This is a genomic window from Amycolatopsis sp. NPDC059027 (genome assembly GCF_042739735.1).
GTDB lineage: Bacteria > Actinomycetota > Actinomycetes > Mycobacteriales > Pseudonocardiaceae > Amycolatopsis.
Map to the genome: position 1 here is coordinate 64,846 of NZ_JBHYIK010000030.1, position 16,335 is coordinate 81,180.

General features: G+C 69.2%; 18 protein-coding genes and 1 pseudogene. 10 read left to right on the forward strand and 9 right to left on the reverse strand.

Going from position 1 to position 16,335, the window contains the following annotated elements; genetic code table 11:
• Positions 1-445 (forward strand): annotated as a pseudogene (locus ACFWY9_RS21720) (hypothetical protein); the annotation flags it as partial.
• Between the two features lie 36 nt (positions 446-481).
• Here ACFWY9_RS21720 and ACFWY9_RS21725 read toward each other — a convergent pair.
• The 3 genes from ACFWY9_RS21725 to ACFWY9_RS21735 all read right to left on the reverse strand — a co-directional run bounded on the left by ACFWY9_RS21725 (position 482) and on the right by ACFWY9_RS21735 (position 3,289).
• Positions 482-1,294, reverse strand: a complete 813-nt coding sequence (locus tag ACFWY9_RS21725; protein WP_378322855.1) for an arginase family protein — start codon at positions 1,292-1,294, stop codon at positions 482-484.
• Positions 1,287-2,000 (reverse strand): GntR family transcriptional regulator, encoded by a 714-nt coding sequence (locus ACFWY9_RS21730; RefSeq protein WP_378322856.1) that lies wholly within the window; start codon positions 1,998-2,000, stop codon positions 1,287-1,289. The genes ACFWY9_RS21725 and ACFWY9_RS21730 overlap by 8 nt, the downstream gene beginning before the upstream one ends.
• A gap of 152 nt (positions 2,001-2,152) precedes the next feature.
• A complete protein-coding gene (locus ACFWY9_RS21735; protein ID WP_378322857.1) occupies positions 2,153-3,289 on the reverse strand; it encodes a serine hydrolase domain-containing protein in 1,137 nt (378 codons plus the stop codon).
• A 196-nt stretch (positions 3,290-3,485) separates the two neighbouring features.
• Here ACFWY9_RS21735 and ACFWY9_RS21740 point away from each other — a divergent pair, with 196 nt between their 5' ends.
• The gene (locus ACFWY9_RS21740; RefSeq protein ID WP_378322858.1) at positions 3,486-4,235 is read left to right on the forward strand and encodes a MarR family transcriptional regulator; all 750 of its coding nucleotides are present in this window, start codon (positions 3,486-3,488) and stop codon (positions 4,233-4,235) included.
• 40 nt (positions 4,236-4,275) lie between these two features.
• Here the strand turns inward: ACFWY9_RS21740 and ACFWY9_RS21745 are convergent, their stop codons facing one another.
• Together ACFWY9_RS21745 and ACFWY9_RS21750 are read right to left on the reverse strand one after the other, a co-directional pair.
• Entirely contained in the window at positions 4,276-4,932 is a 657-nt protein-coding gene (locus ACFWY9_RS21745) for a TMEM175 family protein (protein WP_378322859.1), read from the reverse strand.
• 23 nt (positions 4,933-4,955) lie between these two features.
• Positions 4,956-5,480, reverse strand: a complete 525-nt coding sequence (locus ACFWY9_RS21750; protein ID WP_378322860.1) for a DUF6790 family protein — start codon at positions 5,478-5,480, stop codon at positions 4,956-4,958.
• A 56-nt stretch (positions 5,481-5,536) separates the two neighbouring features.
• Between ACFWY9_RS21750 and ACFWY9_RS21755 the strand changes: the two genes are divergently transcribed.
• The gene (locus tag ACFWY9_RS21755) at positions 5,537-5,983 is read left to right on the forward strand and encodes a MarR family winged helix-turn-helix transcriptional regulator (protein ID WP_378322861.1); all 447 of its coding nucleotides are present in this window, start codon (positions 5,537-5,539) and stop codon (positions 5,981-5,983) included.
• Between the two features lie 148 nt (positions 5,984-6,131).
• On the forward strand, positions 6,132-6,512 hold the full coding sequence (locus ACFWY9_RS21760; RefSeq protein WP_378322862.1) for a Rid family detoxifying hydrolase: 381 nt from the start codon (positions 6,132-6,134) through the stop codon (positions 6,510-6,512).
• A 28-nt stretch (positions 6,513-6,540) separates the two neighbouring features.
• Here the strand turns inward: ACFWY9_RS21760 and ACFWY9_RS21765 are convergent, their stop codons facing one another.
• Together ACFWY9_RS21765 and ACFWY9_RS21770 are read right to left on the reverse strand one after the other, a co-directional pair.
• The gene (locus tag ACFWY9_RS21765; RefSeq protein WP_378322863.1) at positions 6,541-6,699 is read right to left on the reverse strand and encodes a hypothetical protein; all 159 of its coding nucleotides are present in this window, start codon (positions 6,697-6,699) and stop codon (positions 6,541-6,543) included.
• Positions 6,700-6,904: 205 nt separating this feature from the next.
• Positions 6,905-7,870, reverse strand: a complete 966-nt coding sequence (locus tag ACFWY9_RS21770; protein WP_378322864.1) for an Lrp/AsnC family transcriptional regulator — start codon at positions 7,868-7,870, stop codon at positions 6,905-6,907.
• A 115-nt stretch (positions 7,871-7,985) separates the two neighbouring features.
• On the opposite strand from ACFWY9_RS21770, the gene ACFWY9_RS21775 reads away from it, so the two are divergent.
• From ACFWY9_RS21775 to ACFWY9_RS21800, 6 genes are all read left to right on the forward strand, one after another.
• Positions 7,986-9,425, forward strand: coding sequence for an FAD-dependent monooxygenase (locus ACFWY9_RS21775; RefSeq protein ID WP_378322865.1), 1,440 nt, complete (start codon positions 7,986-7,988; stop codon positions 9,423-9,425).
• Positions 9,426-9,571: 146 nt separating this feature from the next.
• On the forward strand, positions 9,572-10,459 hold the full coding sequence (locus ACFWY9_RS21780) for a hypothetical protein (protein ID WP_378322866.1): 888 nt from the start codon (positions 9,572-9,574) through the stop codon (positions 10,457-10,459).
• 211 nt (positions 10,460-10,670) lie between these two features.
• Positions 10,671-11,711 carry a D-lactate dehydrogenase VanH gene (vanH, locus tag ACFWY9_RS21785; RefSeq protein ID WP_378322867.1) on the forward strand — a complete coding sequence of 347 codons (1,041 nt, stop codon included), beginning with the start codon at positions 10,671-10,673 and terminating at the stop codon, positions 11,709-11,711.
• Entirely contained in the window at positions 11,704-12,738 is a 1,035-nt protein-coding gene (gene vanA / locus ACFWY9_RS21790; RefSeq protein WP_378322869.1) for a D-alanine--(R)-lactate ligase, read from the forward strand. The genes vanH and vanA overlap by 8 nt, the downstream gene beginning before the upstream one ends.
• A complete protein-coding gene (gene vanX / locus ACFWY9_RS21795; RefSeq protein ID WP_378322870.1) occupies positions 12,735-13,370 on the forward strand; it encodes a D-Ala-D-Ala dipeptidase VanX in 636 nt (211 codons plus the stop codon). Before vanA ends, vanX begins: the two co-directional genes overlap by 4 nt.
• A 45-nt stretch (positions 13,371-13,415) precedes the next feature.
• Entirely contained in the window at positions 13,416-14,516 is a 1,101-nt protein-coding gene (locus ACFWY9_RS21800) for a glycosyltransferase (protein WP_378322871.1), read from the forward strand.
• A 9-nt stretch (positions 14,517-14,525) separates the two neighbouring features.
• On the opposite strand, the gene ACFWY9_RS21805 is transcribed toward ACFWY9_RS21800, so the two are convergent.
• Both ACFWY9_RS21805 and ACFWY9_RS21810 read right to left on the reverse strand, forming a co-directional pair.
• On the reverse strand, positions 14,526-15,614 hold the full coding sequence (locus ACFWY9_RS21805) for a sensor histidine kinase (protein WP_378322872.1): 1,089 nt from the start codon (positions 15,612-15,614) through the stop codon (positions 14,526-14,528).
• Positions 15,607-16,290 carry a response regulator transcription factor gene (locus ACFWY9_RS21810; RefSeq protein ID WP_378322873.1) on the reverse strand — a complete coding sequence of 228 codons (684 nt, stop codon included), beginning with the start codon at positions 16,288-16,290 and terminating at the stop codon, positions 15,607-15,609. Before ACFWY9_RS21810 ends, ACFWY9_RS21805 begins: the two co-directional genes overlap by 8 nt.
• Positions 16,291-16,335: the final 45 nt, after the last annotated feature.

The window sequence follows — 16,335 nt, forward strand, 5'->3', positions numbered from 1 at the left end:
CTGCCCCCCCCCCCTGCATCTACCCCCCCCCCGGCCCCCCGGGGGGTTTTTGCCCGGGGGCCCCCCGGGGGGGGGGGGGGGGCGGGGCGCGGGGGGTCCCCGCGCGCCCCCCATGTCCGGGGCGGGCACCGGGCTGGCACTGGTCGGCGCCTACCTGCTGGCCGGAGAACTGGCCGCCGCCGAGTGGGACCCGGAGGCCGGGTTCGCGGGCTACGAGGCCCGGATGCGCTCGTTCGTCGAGGCCAACCAGGAGATCGGCCGCCTGCACGCGGAGAGCCGTGCCGTTCCCAGGCCGGACGCCGAGCCGGCCCCGGAGCCCGACATGGAGGCGCTCACCGCGCTGATCGAGCGCGCGATCAACGGCGTCGCACTGCCTGACTACACCGGGGTGCCGGACTCCGGCGCCCTGGCCGGACCGCCGATCGCTTCATCGGCCAGGCCGTAGGCCACCGCCTCGGGCGCGGTGTCGTGGTAGCGGCGGTCAGCTGCCGACGGGTTCGTGCCAGACCACGCCGGCGCCGAGTGCCGCGGTGAGGCGGGTGATCGCCTGGCGGGTGGCCTGGTCGCCGGCGTGCTCGGGGAGCCAGGCGCAGGCGAGGTAGGCGGCGGTGATGTCGGCGGTGGCGCAGGCGGCGGCCAGGCATTCCTCGATCCGTGCCAGGGAGGGGCCGGGGCCGGAGGGAAAGCGCGCGCCGGGCAGCTCGGCGCCGTCGATGACGTCGATGTCGAGGTGGAGGTAGACGGGGACAGGGCCGAGCCTGCCGAGGGCGGAGGTGATCGCGGCGGGGTCGGCGGGCACGCGACGGACGCGACTGGTGGTGAGGGCGGCGCTCTCGGCGGGGTCGAGGTCGCGGGCGTCGGCCAGTACGACGCTGGTATCGGGGACGGGTCGCAGGCCAAGCGTGTCGTCGAACAAGCCGGGCGTACGGCCGGTCAGCATGGCCAGTGCCATGCCGCCGAGGTAGCCGCTGGTCGATATGGCGGGCGTGTTGAAGTCGCCGTGGGCGTCCAGCCACAGCACGGCCAGGTCGCGATGACGGTGCTGCAGCCCGGCTACCGCCGCGCGGGTGGTGGGGCAGTCGCCGGAGAGCACCAGGGGTCTGGCGGCCCGCGTCACCGCGTCGCAGGCGGCCCGGTGCAGCAGGCTCATCCGGGCGGGGACGGTGCCGCCAGGAAGGACCGGGCGGACGACCTGGGTCGCGGTGGCGGGGATCGGGAAGGCCGGGATGTGCTCGTCGAGGTGCCAGGGCGTGACGATCAGATCCCACGCGCCATCGGTGCTGTGGTCAGCCACGAGGTGTCTCTCTTTTCTTCCGGTGGGCGAGCAGATCGAGCAGTCGTTGCAGTTCGGCGGCGCCGGCTTGCAGGTGTGCGGTGAGTTCCGCCCTGGCTTCTTCGGGGCCGCGGTGCAGCGCGTCCAGCAACTGGCGGTGGTCGTCCGCGGTGCGGCCGAGTTCACGGCGGGAGCGCTCGGCCAGCGCCAGGGCGAGGCGCTGTTCCTGCTGGAGCTGCTCGTGGAAGCGGCGCAGCCGGGGGCTGCCGGTCGCCGCGACCAGGGTGGCGTGGAAGAGCCGGTCACCGTCGAGCGCGGCGGCGGTGTCGCCGCGCTCGAAGGCGCGTTCTATCTGGTCGACCAGGTCGGCAAGGTTCTGGTAGATCACCGGGTCCCGGTGCTCGGTGAGGGCGTCGACCGCGGCCAGCTCCACGGCGGCGCGGGCCGCGTAGATGTCGGCGACATCCGGCCCGGTGATGTCCGCGACGACGATGCCGCGGTTCATCTGATAGCGCACCAGGCCCTCGCTTTCGAGGGTCCGCGCGGCCTCGCGGAGGGTGCTGCGGGAGACGCCGAGCTCGGCGGCGACGGCGGCTTCACGCAGCGGCGTGCCCGGCGGCAGCCGACCGGACAAGATGGCCTGCCGGACGGCTTCGGCGGCCTGCTCGGTGGTGCTCTGTCGCTGGATGCTCGCACCCAGGCCGGTGATCGGGTTCGTCACGGCCACCAGCCTCCTCCGGTGAAATCCGACCCGCCCCGCAAGATTGCCATATTGTCCGACAATCTGGCAAGACGCGCCTTGCAGACCGGATAACCACCTGGTCGACCAGTGAATCGCGGGAACCTTCGTTCTCACCGGCCCGGCGCCTCCCTCACGCGTCACGCGCCGAGGGAAACCCCGAATCCCGCTTCGTAGATCCTGCGGAGGACTTCCCAGGACAGTAATTCGATGTTGGTCTGGACGGAGATGACGTGCTCGCCGTCGGCGGTGCTCACCGTGAAGAACATGGATCCCCAGTAGCTGCCGCCCACGCCGCGCAGCGTCCGGCCGCCGGTGGCCGCTTTGTCGAACTCGAACAGGCCGAGGCCGTATCGGGTGTGCGGCAACCAGTTGGCGCCTTCGGTGGAGACCGTGGTCCACATCTGGCGGTGCTGGGCCGGCGGCAGCAGGGTGCCGCTCGCCAGCGCCCCGACGGCACGGATCATGTCGCCGGTGGTGGAGACGATGTTGCCGGGGAGCCATGAGGTGGTGAACTCGGTGACGTCGAGCGGCTCGAGTCCGGGATCCTCGAGCAGCGACTCCCAGTTCTCCCCGGTGACCGCGGACATGTCGGTGCCGTCCTTGAAGAACTGCCGGGAATACGCGCGCGGGTGGGGCTCGCGGTAGCCCCGCTCCCCGTGCGGTCGCACGTAGGTGTGGGTCAGGCCGAGCGGCCGGAAGACCCTGCGTTCGACCTCCTCGGCGAAGCTGTTGCCGGTGATCTTCCCGATCATCGCCTCTGCGAGGTAGAAGCCGCCGTTGGCGTACCGGAAGCGCTCGCCTGGCTCGCCGACCGGCGGCTGGGAGACCGTCATCCTCAACAGGTCCTCGGTGGTGAATTCGTCGAAGCGATGCTCGAGGAACGCGGCACGGGTGGCGTATCGATCGGTCAGTTCCGGCGCCAGCCCGGTGGCGAACAGGCCACCGGTGTTGCTGAGCAGATGCCGGATGGTGATCTTGTCGCCGTCGTAGCCGTTGACGTCCAGCACGCCCGGCAGCCACGTGTTCACCGGGTCGTCGATGCTCAGCCTGCCCTCGGCCTCGAGAGCCAGGAACACCGTGGCCATGAATGCCTTGCCGCCGCTGCCGATCTGCGCGTGCTCCCCCGGTTGGCGGCGGGCGCCGGTCCTGAGGTCGGCCACGCCCGCGGTGCCGAACCAGGTCCGGCTCCCGTCCTTGACGTCGACGACGATGCCGGGGACGCCGACCTCGGCCACAGCCCAGTCGAGTACCTGCTGGATATCGGTGTTGGTCATGCCGTTGCCTTTGCGTTGCGAACATTTCTGATATCAAAAAAGTTACGTTGCATACACGATCCGGTCAATCAGCTTCTCCTGATGCAATGACCAAATTCGCAGGTCAAATACCATGATTCGTTGCACGGCTCTGTCGGCTAATGCAATGGCTGTGTTGCGTTAGAATGCTCCAGCGTCGAGGAGTCAGGGGGAGAAAATGGCCGGCGAAAGACTCACCAGGCAGGACCGGCGGCAGATCGCCGCGGGACTGCGGGACGGGCTGACCTACGCCGCGATAGGCCGCGGCATCGGGCGGCCGACCTCGACCGTCACCCGTGAGGTGATGCGCAACGGCGGGCCGGGCGGCTACCGCGTCGACCAGGCCCACCGCGCCGGCACACGCCACGTGCGCGGCCGCAAGACCACTCCGCCGGCTCCGGCACCGCGAGGTGCCGACCTCGGCGGGCGCGACCCGCGGATCGTGAACGGGGTGGCCGCGCACAGCACGGAACTGTTCGTCCAAACAGGACTCCCGAGGATGATGGCCAGGGTGCTCTCCGCGCTCCTCACCACCGACAGCGGCAGCCTCACCTCGGCCGATCTCGTGCGACGCCTGCGCGTCAGCCCCGCCTCCGTCTCCAAGGCCGTCGGCTACCTGGAGGCAAGGGAAATCGTCAAACGCGAGCGCGACCCCCGCCGCCGGGCGGAACGCTACGTGGTCGACGAAGACATGTGGTTCCAAGCCATCATGGCCAGCGCGCGCATCGACACCCAGATCGCCGCCGCCTGCGAGGCGGGCGCCCGGAGACTCGGCGCCACCACCCCCGCGGGCGTCCGGCTGGAGAACATGAGCCAGTTCCTCCGCCGCGTCAGCGACGACCTGACCCGCTCGGCCCGGCACTGGCGCCAGGTCTACGCCACCCACCCGCCTGCCAGGACCGGTGACGAGTCCACGGCCGAGGGGTGAGCGCGCGTTCGGTGTGCCGCGGCCGGGCGATCCTGCGCAGTCACCGGGCGGCGTGGTTCTGGATGTGGCGGGCGGCGGTGAGCACGATCGGTGCGGCGAGCCAGCACAGGTAGGCGCCGGTGTTGGTGGTCAGGAACGAGACGGGGATAGAGACTGCGAACACGATGGCCAGGCAGACGCTGCGCACCAGGCTCTGAGCGAACACCCGGGGCGGGATGTCGGTGCGGTACAGGTGTTCGCGCCGGACCTCCCGGATGATCAGCGCGAACGACGCGGACGCCAGGACCTGCACGATCGCATACAGGCTGAACCGGGGCGGGAACGCACCGGCCGCGGTGATCACCCGGGTCGCGAACGGCATCAGGACCTGCATGAACAGCCAGGCCAGGGTGAGGCTGGTCAGGCGGCTGCTCAGCGAGCCGACATGACGGAAGATCTCGTGGTGGGCCCGCCAATGCGCGGCGATCACCACGAAGCTGAGCGCGAAGGCCAGGTACTCCTTCCCGTGCTCCCCCACCGAACCCAGCATCGCGCCGGTGGTGTCGCCGGTGGGAACGGGGAGTTCCAGCGCCAGCAGGGTGAGCGCGATCGCGATCACCGCGTCGACGAACATCGTGAGCCGCTTGGCAGCCTCCGCCCGCACCTCACCGGTCTCGCCGATCTCGCCGCCGGGTGTGTGGCTGACAGGAGTCGCCATGATGAGAACCAGCTCCCCCGGTATCAGGCGGCGATCTCGACGGCCGGCTGGGGCGTGGCCGCCAGTCGCCGGGACCGCACCGCCAGAATGATCATCACGGCCGGGATCAGGATGTCGGTGATCAGGACTCCGCCGGTGTTGCCGGGAGCGTGGTCACCGCCCGCGAACCACTGGTAGACGTGACCGACCACGGCTCCCCACAGGAACATCCCGGCACCGAGCCCGATAGTGATCCGCTCGCGCGCGGACGCCGAGGCGGCGCGGAATCCCAGGACGGCCAGCCCGAGGTTGGCGAAGGCGATCTCGAACAGGAACGGCGTCCGGCCGAACCCGATCGCGGTGGCCATCACGTCCGGGACGGCGAGGAACGCGACCGTCATCCACAGACTGCCCAGCCCCATCGCGCCGATGGCCCACCAGCGCTGCCAGATCTCCAGCCGTTCCCGAGGCGAGGCGACACGGCGGGCCCGCACGGCGGCGCCGATGGCCGGGATCAGGATCCAGACCACGGGGAAGGCTGACTGGGCGAGGTAAGAGAAAGTGTCCATACCCTCAGTCTTACCTTGTTAACATTAACGTGTCAACACTCTGTTATGCTGACGCCATGGACGACGGACTCGCAGACCTGCTGCACCGGGTCGTCATGCTGCTGGGCGAAGCGACCCGGCGACGCACCGACGACCGAGACGGCCTGACCTACAGCCAGATACGACTACTGGGCACACTCGAAGACATCGAACCGGCGACACAACACCGCCTCGCACAGGCACTGTCGGTATCCGACCCCGCGATCAGCCGGGCACTACGACCACTCGAAGCAGACGGCCTCGTACACATCACCATCGACCCCGACCACGCACGACGACGACTGGTCCGCCTCACCAACACCGGCCGAAAAGCCTTCCACAGCGCCGGAAAACCGCTCCACGACGAATTCCGCACCGCACTCGTCGCCGCCGGCTTCCCCTACGAACGCTACCTCGAAGACACCCAACGACTGGCCGAACTCCTCACAGCCACCCGAGAACCGCTACCCGTTCCGCGACAGTGAAAGCCCGGGCGGAGAAGGAAATACGGTTGAGCGGGCGTCGCCGCCGCGACGATCATGTCCGGGTGACCGAAACCTCTGTGTCCGTCGGGCAGGACGAAGACGAGGACGATCTCCTACCGGACCGCCCCCTCTCAAACCGGAGAAACCGATGACCCGTAACGCCATTGACGCCGCTTCCGCTGTCGCCGTCGGCCCCTATTCCCATGCCGTCGACACCGGGAGCCTGATCCTGCTGTCCGGCCAGACCCCGCTCGACGGGAGTACCGGCACCTTGGTGGACGGCGGGATCGCGGCGCAGACCCGTCAGTGCTTCACGAACCTGTTCGCGGTGCTCGCCGCCGGCGGCCTGGCACCAGACGACGTGCAGAAGTGCACCGTCTTCCTCACCGACATGAACGATTTCGCGGCGATGAACGAGGTCTACGCCGAGATGTTCGACCAGCCCTACCCCGCTCGCACCACCATCGGCGTCGCCGCCCTGCCGCTCGGTGCCGCGGTCGAGATCGAAATCATCGCGAAACGCCGTTGAACCCCCGCGAGAGCCGGTGCGTGGCGCGTCAGAGCTCCAGAACGAACTCCGCCCCGCACTCGGCCGGGCACGGCGCCGGCGTACCGCACTTCAGGCAATGGCCCTCGCTGGGCCGATGCTGCGCGAGCGTCGCCACCGCGCGCTCGCGGTAGCGGCTCAGCTCGGCATCCCAATCGTCTTCGAACATCCCGCGAACGGGAACCCCAGCAGTCATCCTCATCACGACCTTCAGCGTGCTCCGGCCAAAGCCCCCGGCCGAACCGGGCGCTTCCTGATTCCGTTGTGCTGTGCCGCGGCGCACGTCCTGTCTTCTTCGTCACACCCTACGCCGCTTCGCCTCCAGCCAGCCGGGATTTCGGCATTTCAGGACACATCGGTTGCCCGAACGGTCGCTACGCCCGGTTCGCGGCCTGCTTGACGGTCCTGATCACGGGGGCCGTCTCGATGTGGGTGATGGCGGGCAACGCGGCCACCCGGGTGGTCAGGTACCGGTACAGCTCCCGGTGGTTCGCGCACACCACGCTCGCGCACAGGTTCGTCGGCCCGGTCGTGGCGGCGGCGAACGCGATCTCCGGATGCCCTGCCAGGGCCGTGCCGGCCGCCACCAGGTGCGCGGGGGCGACGGAGAGCCAGAGCAGGGTTCGGGGGCCGACACCGAACAGGCCGCCGTCGACGTCGATGTCCAGGTACAGCACCCCGCGTTCGCGCAGCTCGGTCATCCTGCGGCGGACCGTCGTCGGCGACCAGCCGGTCACCGCGGCCAGCTGCTCGACGCCGGTCCGGCCGTCGGTGGCGAGCGCGGCGAGGAGCTTGCGGTCCCCGTCGTCGAGCCGCACCGGTCCCGGCCGGTGCGGCACCGGGGGCGGGCGCAGCCGGGCGATCGACTCCTCGTCCAGGGATCCGAGCTTGGCGACCAGGCTGTCCGGGCCGCCGTAGAACGCGTGCAGCACGGAATGCGCGGTCACCCCCTCCACGCGCGGGGTGCGCGGGAGCTTGGCCAGCAGCAGCGCCTCGCTGTCGGCCTCGCTCTCGGTGCGGACCGTGCAGGTGATCTCGGTGCCTCCGGAGGTGATGCTCACCCAGGACGTGTCCGGTCGCCGGGCCAGCGCCTCGGCGACCGGGACCGACGCCGCGGGCGCGCAGCGCACTCGCAGGAACCACAGCACCGCCCCCAGCGCGGCCGGGTCGACCCCGCCGAGCACCCGCACCGCCCCCGCCGACCGCAACCGGGCGTACCGGCGGGCGATGGTGCGATCCGACACGCCGAGCACCTCGGCGATCGTGCTGAACGGGGCCCTGCCGTTGATCTGCAAGGCGTGCACGAGCCGACGATCCAGCTCGTCGTAGTCGGATTCCACCGAAACAAGCGTAATCATCGTCGGATACCGACGCAATCAAGCCCATTTCTGGCGCGACCGCGTCGGCGAGCGGAGCGTTGCTCTCGTCCTGATCGACACCACCAGGGGAGAACACATGGACACCGATGTGCTCGTCGTCGGCGCGGGCCCGACCGGCCTGACACTGGCCGGCGAACTGCGCCTGGCGGGGGTTTCGGCCGTGCTGGCCGACAAGCTGTCGCAGCGCAGTACGTTGTCGAAGGCGGGCGGCGTGCAGTCCCGCACCCAGGAGGCCTTCGACCAGCGCGGCTTGCTGGAACCGTTGCTGGCCACGGGAACCTACCCGGTCGGCACCGCCCACTTCGCGGGTATCACGCTCCCGCTCACCCGGGACAGGCACCGGCATCCGTGGCGGTCCATCCCGCAGGTGGCGATCGAGGGATTCCTTGTGCACCACCTTGCCGCACAAGGCATCCACGTCCGGCGCGACCACGAGCTGACCGGCATCGCCCAGGATGCCGACGGGGTCACCGCGACCTTCGCGAACGGTGGTGTCCTCCGCTCCCGGTACCTGGTCGCGGCCGACGGTGGCCGCAGTACGGTGCGGTCGCTGCTGGGGGCGGAGTTCCCCGGCAGGCCGGGCACGACGACCACCGTCGCCGCCGACGTGCGGTTGGGCGGCGACGACCAGGCGATGACGCACACCCGGAGCGAGGACGGGCACTGGGTGGCGGTGTTCCCGCTCGGCACCGATCCGCAGGGCAGGCCGCTGCGCCGGCTCTCGCTGGGCGGGCCGGGCCGGTCACTGCCCCGGGAGGTCCCGGTCACCGAGGACGAGATCCGCGATGGGCTGCGCGCCGTCTTCGGCTCCCGGGTGGAACTGCTCGAACTGCGCTACGCCCGCCGCATCACCAACGCGGCCCGGCAGGCCGCGCGGTACCGGCACGGACGGGTGTTCCTGGCGGGCGACGCCGCCCACGTCCATCTCCCGATCGGCGCGCAGGGCATGAACACCGGGATCCAGGACGCGCTCAACCTCGGCTGGAAGCTCGGTGCCGCGGTACACGGCTGGGCCCCGGCGCATTTGCTCGACACCTACCACGCCGAACGCCATCCGGTCGCGGCCGCCGTGCTGCGCAACGTTCAGGCGCAGAGCCTGCTGATGGACCAGCAGGGCACCGGCGACCCGGATCTGCTGGCCGCCAAGGAAGTGTTCACGGCACTGACGCGGCTGCGGGACGTGCAGTACCACCTCGACGACATGCTGTCCGGGATGGGCATCCGCTACCCCATGCCAGGCACCGAAGATCAACCGCTCGCCGGACTCCCCGCGCCCGATCAGGATCTCGGCCCGGTCCGGTCGCACGAGCTGCTGCGGAGCGGGCGCGGCGTCCTGATCGACCCGGCCGACAGGTTCGCCAAGATGGCCGCCCTCTGGCAGGACCGCGTCGACCGCGCGGGGCAGGGCACCGGCGCCGAGCCGATGCTCATCCGGCCGGACGGCTACGTGTGCTGGGCAGGCGACCCGGACGACCTCGAACCAGCGCTCGGCCACTGGTTCGGCGAGCCGCACTGAGCACCGGCCGAGGTCCTGCCCGTGGAGACAGGACGGATCAAACCTTCGGGCAACTCTCCGGCCTGCCACCGCTCCGAAGCAACCCGATTCCGATTCTTACGTCTTCCGGACAAAGCTTCGACAAAGGTCGCGAGAGGGGCGCCGAAATGGAATTCACCGCTCAGAAGACAATCAAAATGGCCATCGTGGGCGGAGCGTTCGCCGCCACCGCGCTCCTTTCCGCGTGCAGCGGAAACAGCGTCGCGGGAAACAGTTCTCCGGTGCAGAACGCGGCGGAACCGGCGGCCGTCGAGCAGGTGCGGGAAGGCGGCCAGGGGGCGGCCACCGGAGGTTCCGGCGCCGCGGGTTCCGGCACCGCGTCGAACGGCGATGTCAACTGCAGCCGGCACGGCGGCCAGGTCGGCGCGCCGGGGCGGCCGAAGATGGACCTGATCGCGGTGGCCGCGACCGATGGCACCAAACCGGGCTGCACCGAAGCGTTCAACGTGATCACGGAGTACTACCAGAAGCTGCCGCAGGCCGAAGGCCCGGGCGAGCGGGTGCTCGACGTCCAGGGGAAATGGACCTGCGCTCGTCAGGAGGACTCCGCGGGCGGCAGCCAGGGAGCGGTGACCTGCGGCGTGCCCAACAGCTCCCTGCAGCTGGAGACCAGGCCCTCGAACGGCGCCGGGAAGACGCCTGTCCAGCAGGTCCGCAAGTTCCCGAGCACCACCCAGTCGGTGCAGTTCACCGGGTACGACGACGGCGTGCGGATGGTCCGCTTCCAGCTGGTCACCCCGCGGCAGGGCGGCCAGGGCGCGCCGGTCGACGGCAAGACCTACCGGCTCCCGCTGCAGAAGGGCGGCAAGGTCTTCAGCGCGGCCACCCTGTGCCCCAGCGCGTCGGTCACCATCGACGGCCAGGGCTACGGCAACCAGCCGTGCGGCCAGGACCGGCTGATCCAGCAGCTGAAGGACGGCAACCCGGTGCTCGCGCGGATCAGCGTGAACAGCGACGACGAGATCACCACGGTCAAGGAGATCTACCACCCCTGATCCGGGGGATTCGGAAACCGGCAGCCGGGAAGTTCACCCGGCTGCCGGTTTTTCGCGCTCGTCCCGGCGACGACCCTCGTCATGCCGTTGCCTGCTTGTGTTCTTGTCCGGCCGGCGTGCGCCGAACACATGTTACCCGCTGGTAGCATATTGTCGGCGTATCGAAAAGCGCATACGTGCCGGCAACAGGCCGCTGGTTTGACTGGGCGGCATGACCTCCAGCGAATCAGCCCGAACGGCGGTCCGCCGCACCCGCTCGCCGGCGTCCGCGTCTTCCGCGGCCGGTTCGGCGCTGGGTGTCACGGTCTATGGCTGCGAGCAGGACGAGGCCGCCTTGTTCCGGGAGCTGGCGCCTCGGTGTGGCATTACGCCGACGATCACCGACGCCGCGGTATCCGAAGCCACCGTCGAACTGGCGTCCGGAAACCGATGCGTCAGCGTGGGTCACAAGACGCACATCACCAACGCCACCCTCCGCGCGCTCAGCCGGACCGGCGTGCGGTACATCTCCACCAGGAGCATCGGATACAACCATCTCGATGTGGAGTACGCGGAACGCGTCGGCATCTCCGTCGAGAACGTCGCTTATTCGCCCGACAGCGTGGCCGATTACACGGTGATGCTGATGCTGATGGCGATACGAGGCGCGAAATCCGTTCTCAGGCGCGCGGATGTCCATGACTACCGGCTGAATGACGTACGCGGGAAAGAGCTGCGCGATCTGACCGTCGGGGTGATCGGGACGGGACGCATCGGCGTGGCGGTCATGGACAGGCTGCGCGGCTTCGGCTGCCGCGTACTGGCCTACGACAGCCGTCCCAGGAACTCCGCCGACTACGTTCCGCTCGACGAGTTGCTGCAGCTGAGCGACATCGTCACGCTCCACACCCCGCTCAACGCGGGCACCCACCATCTCCTCGATCGCCGGCGTATCGCGCAGCTGAAACACGGTGCGTTCGTCATCAACACCGGCCGCGGTGCGCTTGTCGATACCGAGGCCCTCGTTCCGGCGTTGGAAAGCGGCAGGCTGGGCGGCGCGGCGCTGGACGTCCTCGAAGGGGAGGAAGGGATCTTCTACGCCGACTGCCGAAGCCGGCCCGTCGCGAGCAAACCATTGGCGCGGCTGCAAAGCATGGCCACCGTGCTCATCAGTCCGCACACCGCCTACTACACGGACCACGCACTGCGGGACACCGTCGAAAACAGTCTCATCAACTGCCTGAATTTCGAAAGCAGGACGCAGCATGACTAGGGTGAAGGTCGGCATCTTGTTCGGGGGTTCCTGCGAGGAACATCCCGTCTCCCTCAAATCCGCGCGGGAGGTCGCCAAGAGCCTCGACACCGGAAAGTACGAACCGTTCTGGATCGGCATTTCGCAGAGCGGCTCCTGGACGCTTTGTGACAGCGCGGACGGGGAGATCGGCGACGGCAGGCCCGCCCTGCTGTCGCCGGACCCGGCCGTCGGCGGATTGCTCGTCCTCGACCACGGGAAGTACGAAGAGATCCGGCTGGACCTCGTGCTGCCCGTCCTGCACGGCAGGTTCGGCGAGGACGGCGCGATCCAGGGGCTGCTGGAACTCTCCGGCATCCCCTACGCGGGCTGCGACATCCAGAGCTCCGCCGTGTGCATGGACAAATCCCTCGCCTACGCGGTGGCCCGCGCTGCGGGAATCGCCACGCCGAAGTTCTGGACCGTCACACCGGGCGAGACCTTCGATCTCAGCCAGCTCACCTACCCGGTCTTCGTGAAGCCTGCGCGTTCGGGTTCGTCCTTCGGTGTCAGCAAGGTGAACTGCGAAGAAGAGTTTCCGAAGGCGCTGGAAACCGCGCGGCAGTTCGACTCGAAGGTGCTGATCGAAGAGGCGGTCGTGGGCAGCGAGGTCGGCTGCGCCGTCCTGGGGAACGATCCGGATTTGACCACCGGCGAGGTGGACCGGATCGCGCTGTCCCATGGCTTCTTCAAGATCCATCAGGAGACGGACCCCGAAAGCGGTTCCGAAAACTCGACGCCGATCGTTCCCGCGGACATCCGGGCGGAAACGCGCGCACTCGTACAGGAGACGGCCAAGGCCATCTATCGCGCCTTCGGCTGCGGCGGGCTGGCTCGGGTGGACATGTTCCTCACGGAATCCGGCGAGGTGGTCCTCAACGAGGTCAACACCTTGCCCGGCCTGACCTCCTACAGCCGCTATCCGCGCATGATGGCCGCCGCCGGGTTGCCGATGGCCGAGGTGATCGACCGGCTCGTGTCGCTGACCTTGACGGGTAATCGGCGATGAAGGCCGACTTCGTCTTCGTGGACGAGCTCGTCCCCGGGATACGCTGGGACGCCAAGTACGCCACCTGGGACAATTTCACCGGTAAACCAGTGGACGGCTACCTTGCCAATCGCATCGTAGGCACGAGAGCTTTGTGCGCGGCCTTGGAAAATGCACAGGAAAAGGCCGGATCGCTCGGCTTCGGGCTGTTGCTCTGGGATGGTTACCGCCCGCAACGCGCTGTCGACAGCTTCATGCGCTGGTCGAAACAGCCGGAGGACGGCCGGACGAAACAGCGGCACTATCCGCACATCGACCGGCCCGCGATGTTCGAGCAGGGATACGTGGCCACCAGATCCGGGCACAGCAGGGGCAGCACGGTCGACCTGACCTTTTACCAGCTGGCCACCGGGGAACTCGCCGCCATGGGCGGCGACCACGACCTGATGGACCCGATCTCCCATCATGGCGCCGGCGGCATCACGGAAGCCGAAGCGCGAAACCGCCGGCATCTTTGCTCCATCATGGAGGCCTGCGGTTTCGCCCGCTACGACTCCGAATGGTGGCATTACTCGCTGCGCGACGAGCCCTATCCGGACACCTATTTCGACTTTCCCATCAAAAGTGCCGAAGGTCTTCTGGTCCATGGCTGAGATCCGGCGGCCCGCCGGACAGTGGGCGATAAGGACGTCCAGGCCGTGACGGCACCGCGCATCGTTGTCGCGGGCGGCCATTCGGCCGGGCACATCGAGCCCACGATGAACCTCGCCGACGCGCTGCGCCGCCTGGTGCCCACGGCCGAGATCACCGCTCTCGGCACCGTCCGCGGCCTGGACACCACGCTCATCCCGGCCCGCGGCTATCCGCTCGAACTCATCCCGCCGGCGCCGCTGCCGCGCGGGCCGAACCGGGCCCTGCTGCACACACCGGGCAGACTGCGCGACGCGGTGCGGGCGGCCGGGGCGGTACTCGACCGTGTGCGGGCCGAGGTCGTAGTGGGCTTCGGCGGCTATGTGGCTTTCCCCGCCTACCTCGCCGCCCGCCGGCGGGGCCTGCCGATCGTCGTCCACGAGGCGAACGTCCGGCCCGGTGTGGCCAACCGGCTGGCGGCCCGGATGACGACGCGCGTGTTCACCGCCTCGCCGAGTGTCCGGCTGGCGCACGCCACCGCCATCGGCATCCCGCTGCGCCCGGCGATCACCGGGCTCGACCGGCCCGCGCTGCGCGACGCGGCCCGGTGGCGGTTCGGCCTGCGATCCGACGGGCCGGTCCTGCTGGTCACCGGCGGTTCGCAAGGCGCCGGGGCGATCAATGCCGCGGTGTCCGGCGCGGCGACGGCGCTACGGGCGAGCGGTGTGCAGGTGCTGCACATCACCGGGCAACGGCACGTGGTCGAGGTATCGGACGGCGACCCGCCTTACGTCGTCACGCCCTACGTCGACGAGATGCGGTACGCCTACGCCGCGGCCGACTTCGTGCTCTGCCGCTCGGGCGCGATGACGTGCGCCGAGCTGGCCGCTGTCGGCCTGCCCGCCGCGTACGTCCCGCTGCCGCTGCGCGGCGGTGAGCAACGACTGAACGCCGAGCCCGTCGTCGATGCAGGCGGGGCGCTGCTCGTCGACAACGCGGACCTCGACCCGGCCTGGATCGAGACCGCTCTGATCCCGGTGCTCACCGACCCCGAACGACTCGCGGCGATGTCGGCCCGCGCGTCGGCGGCGGGTGCCTCGGACGCGGACGTCGTGCTGGCCAGGCACGTGCTCGGCGCGGTCGCCGAGCGAAGGGGGATCGCCCGGTGAGAAAGGCCGTCAGCTGCCGGAACCCGGTGGTGCGGCGGGGAGCCGCACCACCACGCGGAGCCCACCGGCGGGCAGCGGGGTGAGCGCGAGGGTTCCGTCGTGTGCTTGGGCGATGCTCTTGACGATCGCCAGGCCGAGGCCGACACCCGCGTGGTCACTGCGGATGCGTTCGGTGCCGCGCTGAAACGGCTCGACAAGCGTGGAAACCAGGTGCGGCGAAAGCTTCTTGCCGGTGTTCTCGACAATGAGCACCACGCCCTTGGAACGAACGCCGGTCGTGACCCGCACGGTGCCCTCTTCGGGAATATTGTGGACGATCGCGTTGTGCACGAGATTCGTGGTCAGCTGCAGCAGGAGCGCGTGCGAACCGATCACGGGGGTGACGTCGCCGGAGGTCTCGATGGTGAGACCGCGTTTTTCCGCGAGGGGAAGGAGTGTTTCCGAGGCTTCTTCCGCTATCAGGGACAGATCGACGAGTTCTCGGGTGAAGGACCGTTTGTCGGCACGGCTGAGCAGGAGCAGCGCTTCGGTGAGATCGATCGCCCGGGTGTTGACGTAGTTGAGGCGCTCGACGAGTTCGCCCGCGTCGCGGCCCGGATCGTTGCGGGCCACGTCGAGCAGCGTCTGAGTGATCGCCAGCGGTGTGCGCAGTTCGTGGGAGGCGTTGGCCGCGAATCTCTGCTGCTCGGCGACGTGTGCTTCGAGCTGGGCGAGCATGGCGTCGAAGGCGTCGGCCAGCTCACGGAATTCGTCGTCGCGGCCTTCCAGCTCGATCCGGTGCGAGAGCGACCCGCTCGCCGCCCTGCGGGTGGCCTGGGTGATGCGCGTCAACGGGGCGAGCATGCGACCCGCGAGCACCCACCCGCCCAGCAGGCCGAACACCAGCAGGAACAACAGCGCCGCGGCGGCGGCTTGCACGAAGCCGTCGATGAGGGAGGAGCGGACCAGGATGCCGCCGGGGACCGCCGCCTCGGCGGGCAGGTGCCGCAGGACGAACACCCACACGACCGCGAGCAGCAGGATGCCAGCGACCATGAGGAACCCGGCGTAGCTGAGGGTGAGTTTGAGGCGAACGCTCCAGCCGGGGACCCTATCCACGGTCCTGTCCCCCACGCTCGGCGTCGATGCGGTAGCCGACGCCGGGCACCGTGGCGATGATCCACGGTTCGCCGAGGCGTTTGCGCAGGGCCGAGACCGTGATGCGCACGGCGTTGGTGAACGGGTCGGCGTTCTCGTCCCACGCTCGTTCCAGAAGTTCTTCGGCGCTGACGACACCGCCTTCGGCCGCGACGAGGACTTCGAGCACGGCGAACTGCTTCCTGGTCAGCGCGACGTAACGGCCGTCGCGGTAGACCTCGCGGCGGAACGGATCCAGCCGTAATCCCGCGATCTCCCGCACCGGCGGCCTGCTGTGTGCCCGTCTGCGGTCGAGTGCCCGGAGGCGGAGCACGAGCTCCCGGAGTTCGAACGGCTTGGTGAGGTAGTCGTCGGCGCCGAGTTCGAACCCGGTGGCCTTGTCGTCGAGCCGGTCGGCGGCGGTGAGCATCAGGATCGGCATGCCGCTCCCGGATGCGACGACGCGTTTGGCGATCTCGTCACCGGAGGGCCCCGGAATGTCGCGATCGAGCACGGCGATGTCGTAGGAGTTGACGCTCAACAATTCCAGCGCGGTGTCACCGTCACCGGCGATGTCGGCCGCGATCGCCTCCAGGCGCAGCCCGTCGCGGATGCCTTCGGCCAGATACGGTTCGTCCTCGACGATCAACACACGCACACTCTCGATCTTACGAGCCGGGCCATATCGCCGGCATATCCGAAA

What these genes read in the sequence shown, in the direction of transcription:
- vanA (WP_378322869.1), top strand. Translation starts at nt 11,704, where the DNA reads ATGACTAGGGTGAAGGTCGGCATCTTGTTCGGGGGTTCCTGCGAGGAA.
- ACFWY9_RS21765 (WP_378322863.1), bottom strand. Translation starts at nt 6,699, where the DNA reads ATGTTCGAAGACGATTGGGATGCCGAGCTGAGCCGCTACCGCGAGCGC.
- ACFWY9_RS21745 (WP_378322859.1), bottom strand. Translation starts at nt 4,932, where the DNA reads ATGGCGACTCCTGTCAGCCACACACCCGGCGGCGAGATCGGCGAGACC.
- ACFWY9_RS21760 (WP_378322862.1), top strand. Translation starts at nt 6,132, where the DNA reads ATGACCCGTAACGCCATTGACGCCGCTTCCGCTGTCGCCGTCGGCCCC.
- ACFWY9_RS21740 (WP_378322858.1), top strand. Translation starts at nt 3,486, where the DNA reads ATGGCCGGCGAAAGACTCACCAGGCAGGACCGGCGGCAGATCGCCGCG.
- vanH (WP_378322867.1), top strand. Translation starts at nt 10,671, where the DNA reads ATGACCTCCAGCGAATCAGCCCGAACGGCGGTCCGCCGCACCCGCTCG.
- ACFWY9_RS21735 (WP_378322857.1), bottom strand. Translation starts at nt 3,289, where the DNA reads ATGACCAACACCGATATCCAGCAGGTACTCGACTGGGCTGTGGCCGAG.
- ACFWY9_RS21755 (WP_378322861.1), top strand. Translation starts at nt 5,537, where the DNA reads ATGGACGACGGACTCGCAGACCTGCTGCACCGGGTCGTCATGCTGCTG.
- ACFWY9_RS21775 (WP_378322865.1), top strand. Translation starts at nt 7,986, where the DNA reads ATGGACACCGATGTGCTCGTCGTCGGCGCGGGCCCGACCGGCCTGACA.
- vanX (WP_378322870.1), top strand. Translation starts at nt 12,735, where the DNA reads ATGAAGGCCGACTTCGTCTTCGTGGACGAGCTCGTCCCCGGGATACGC.
- ACFWY9_RS21780 (WP_378322866.1), top strand. Translation starts at nt 9,572, where the DNA reads ATGGAATTCACCGCTCAGAAGACAATCAAAATGGCCATCGTGGGCGGA.
- ACFWY9_RS21750 (WP_378322860.1), bottom strand. Translation starts at nt 5,480, where the DNA reads ATGGACACTTTCTCTTACCTCGCCCAGTCAGCCTTCCCCGTGGTCTGG.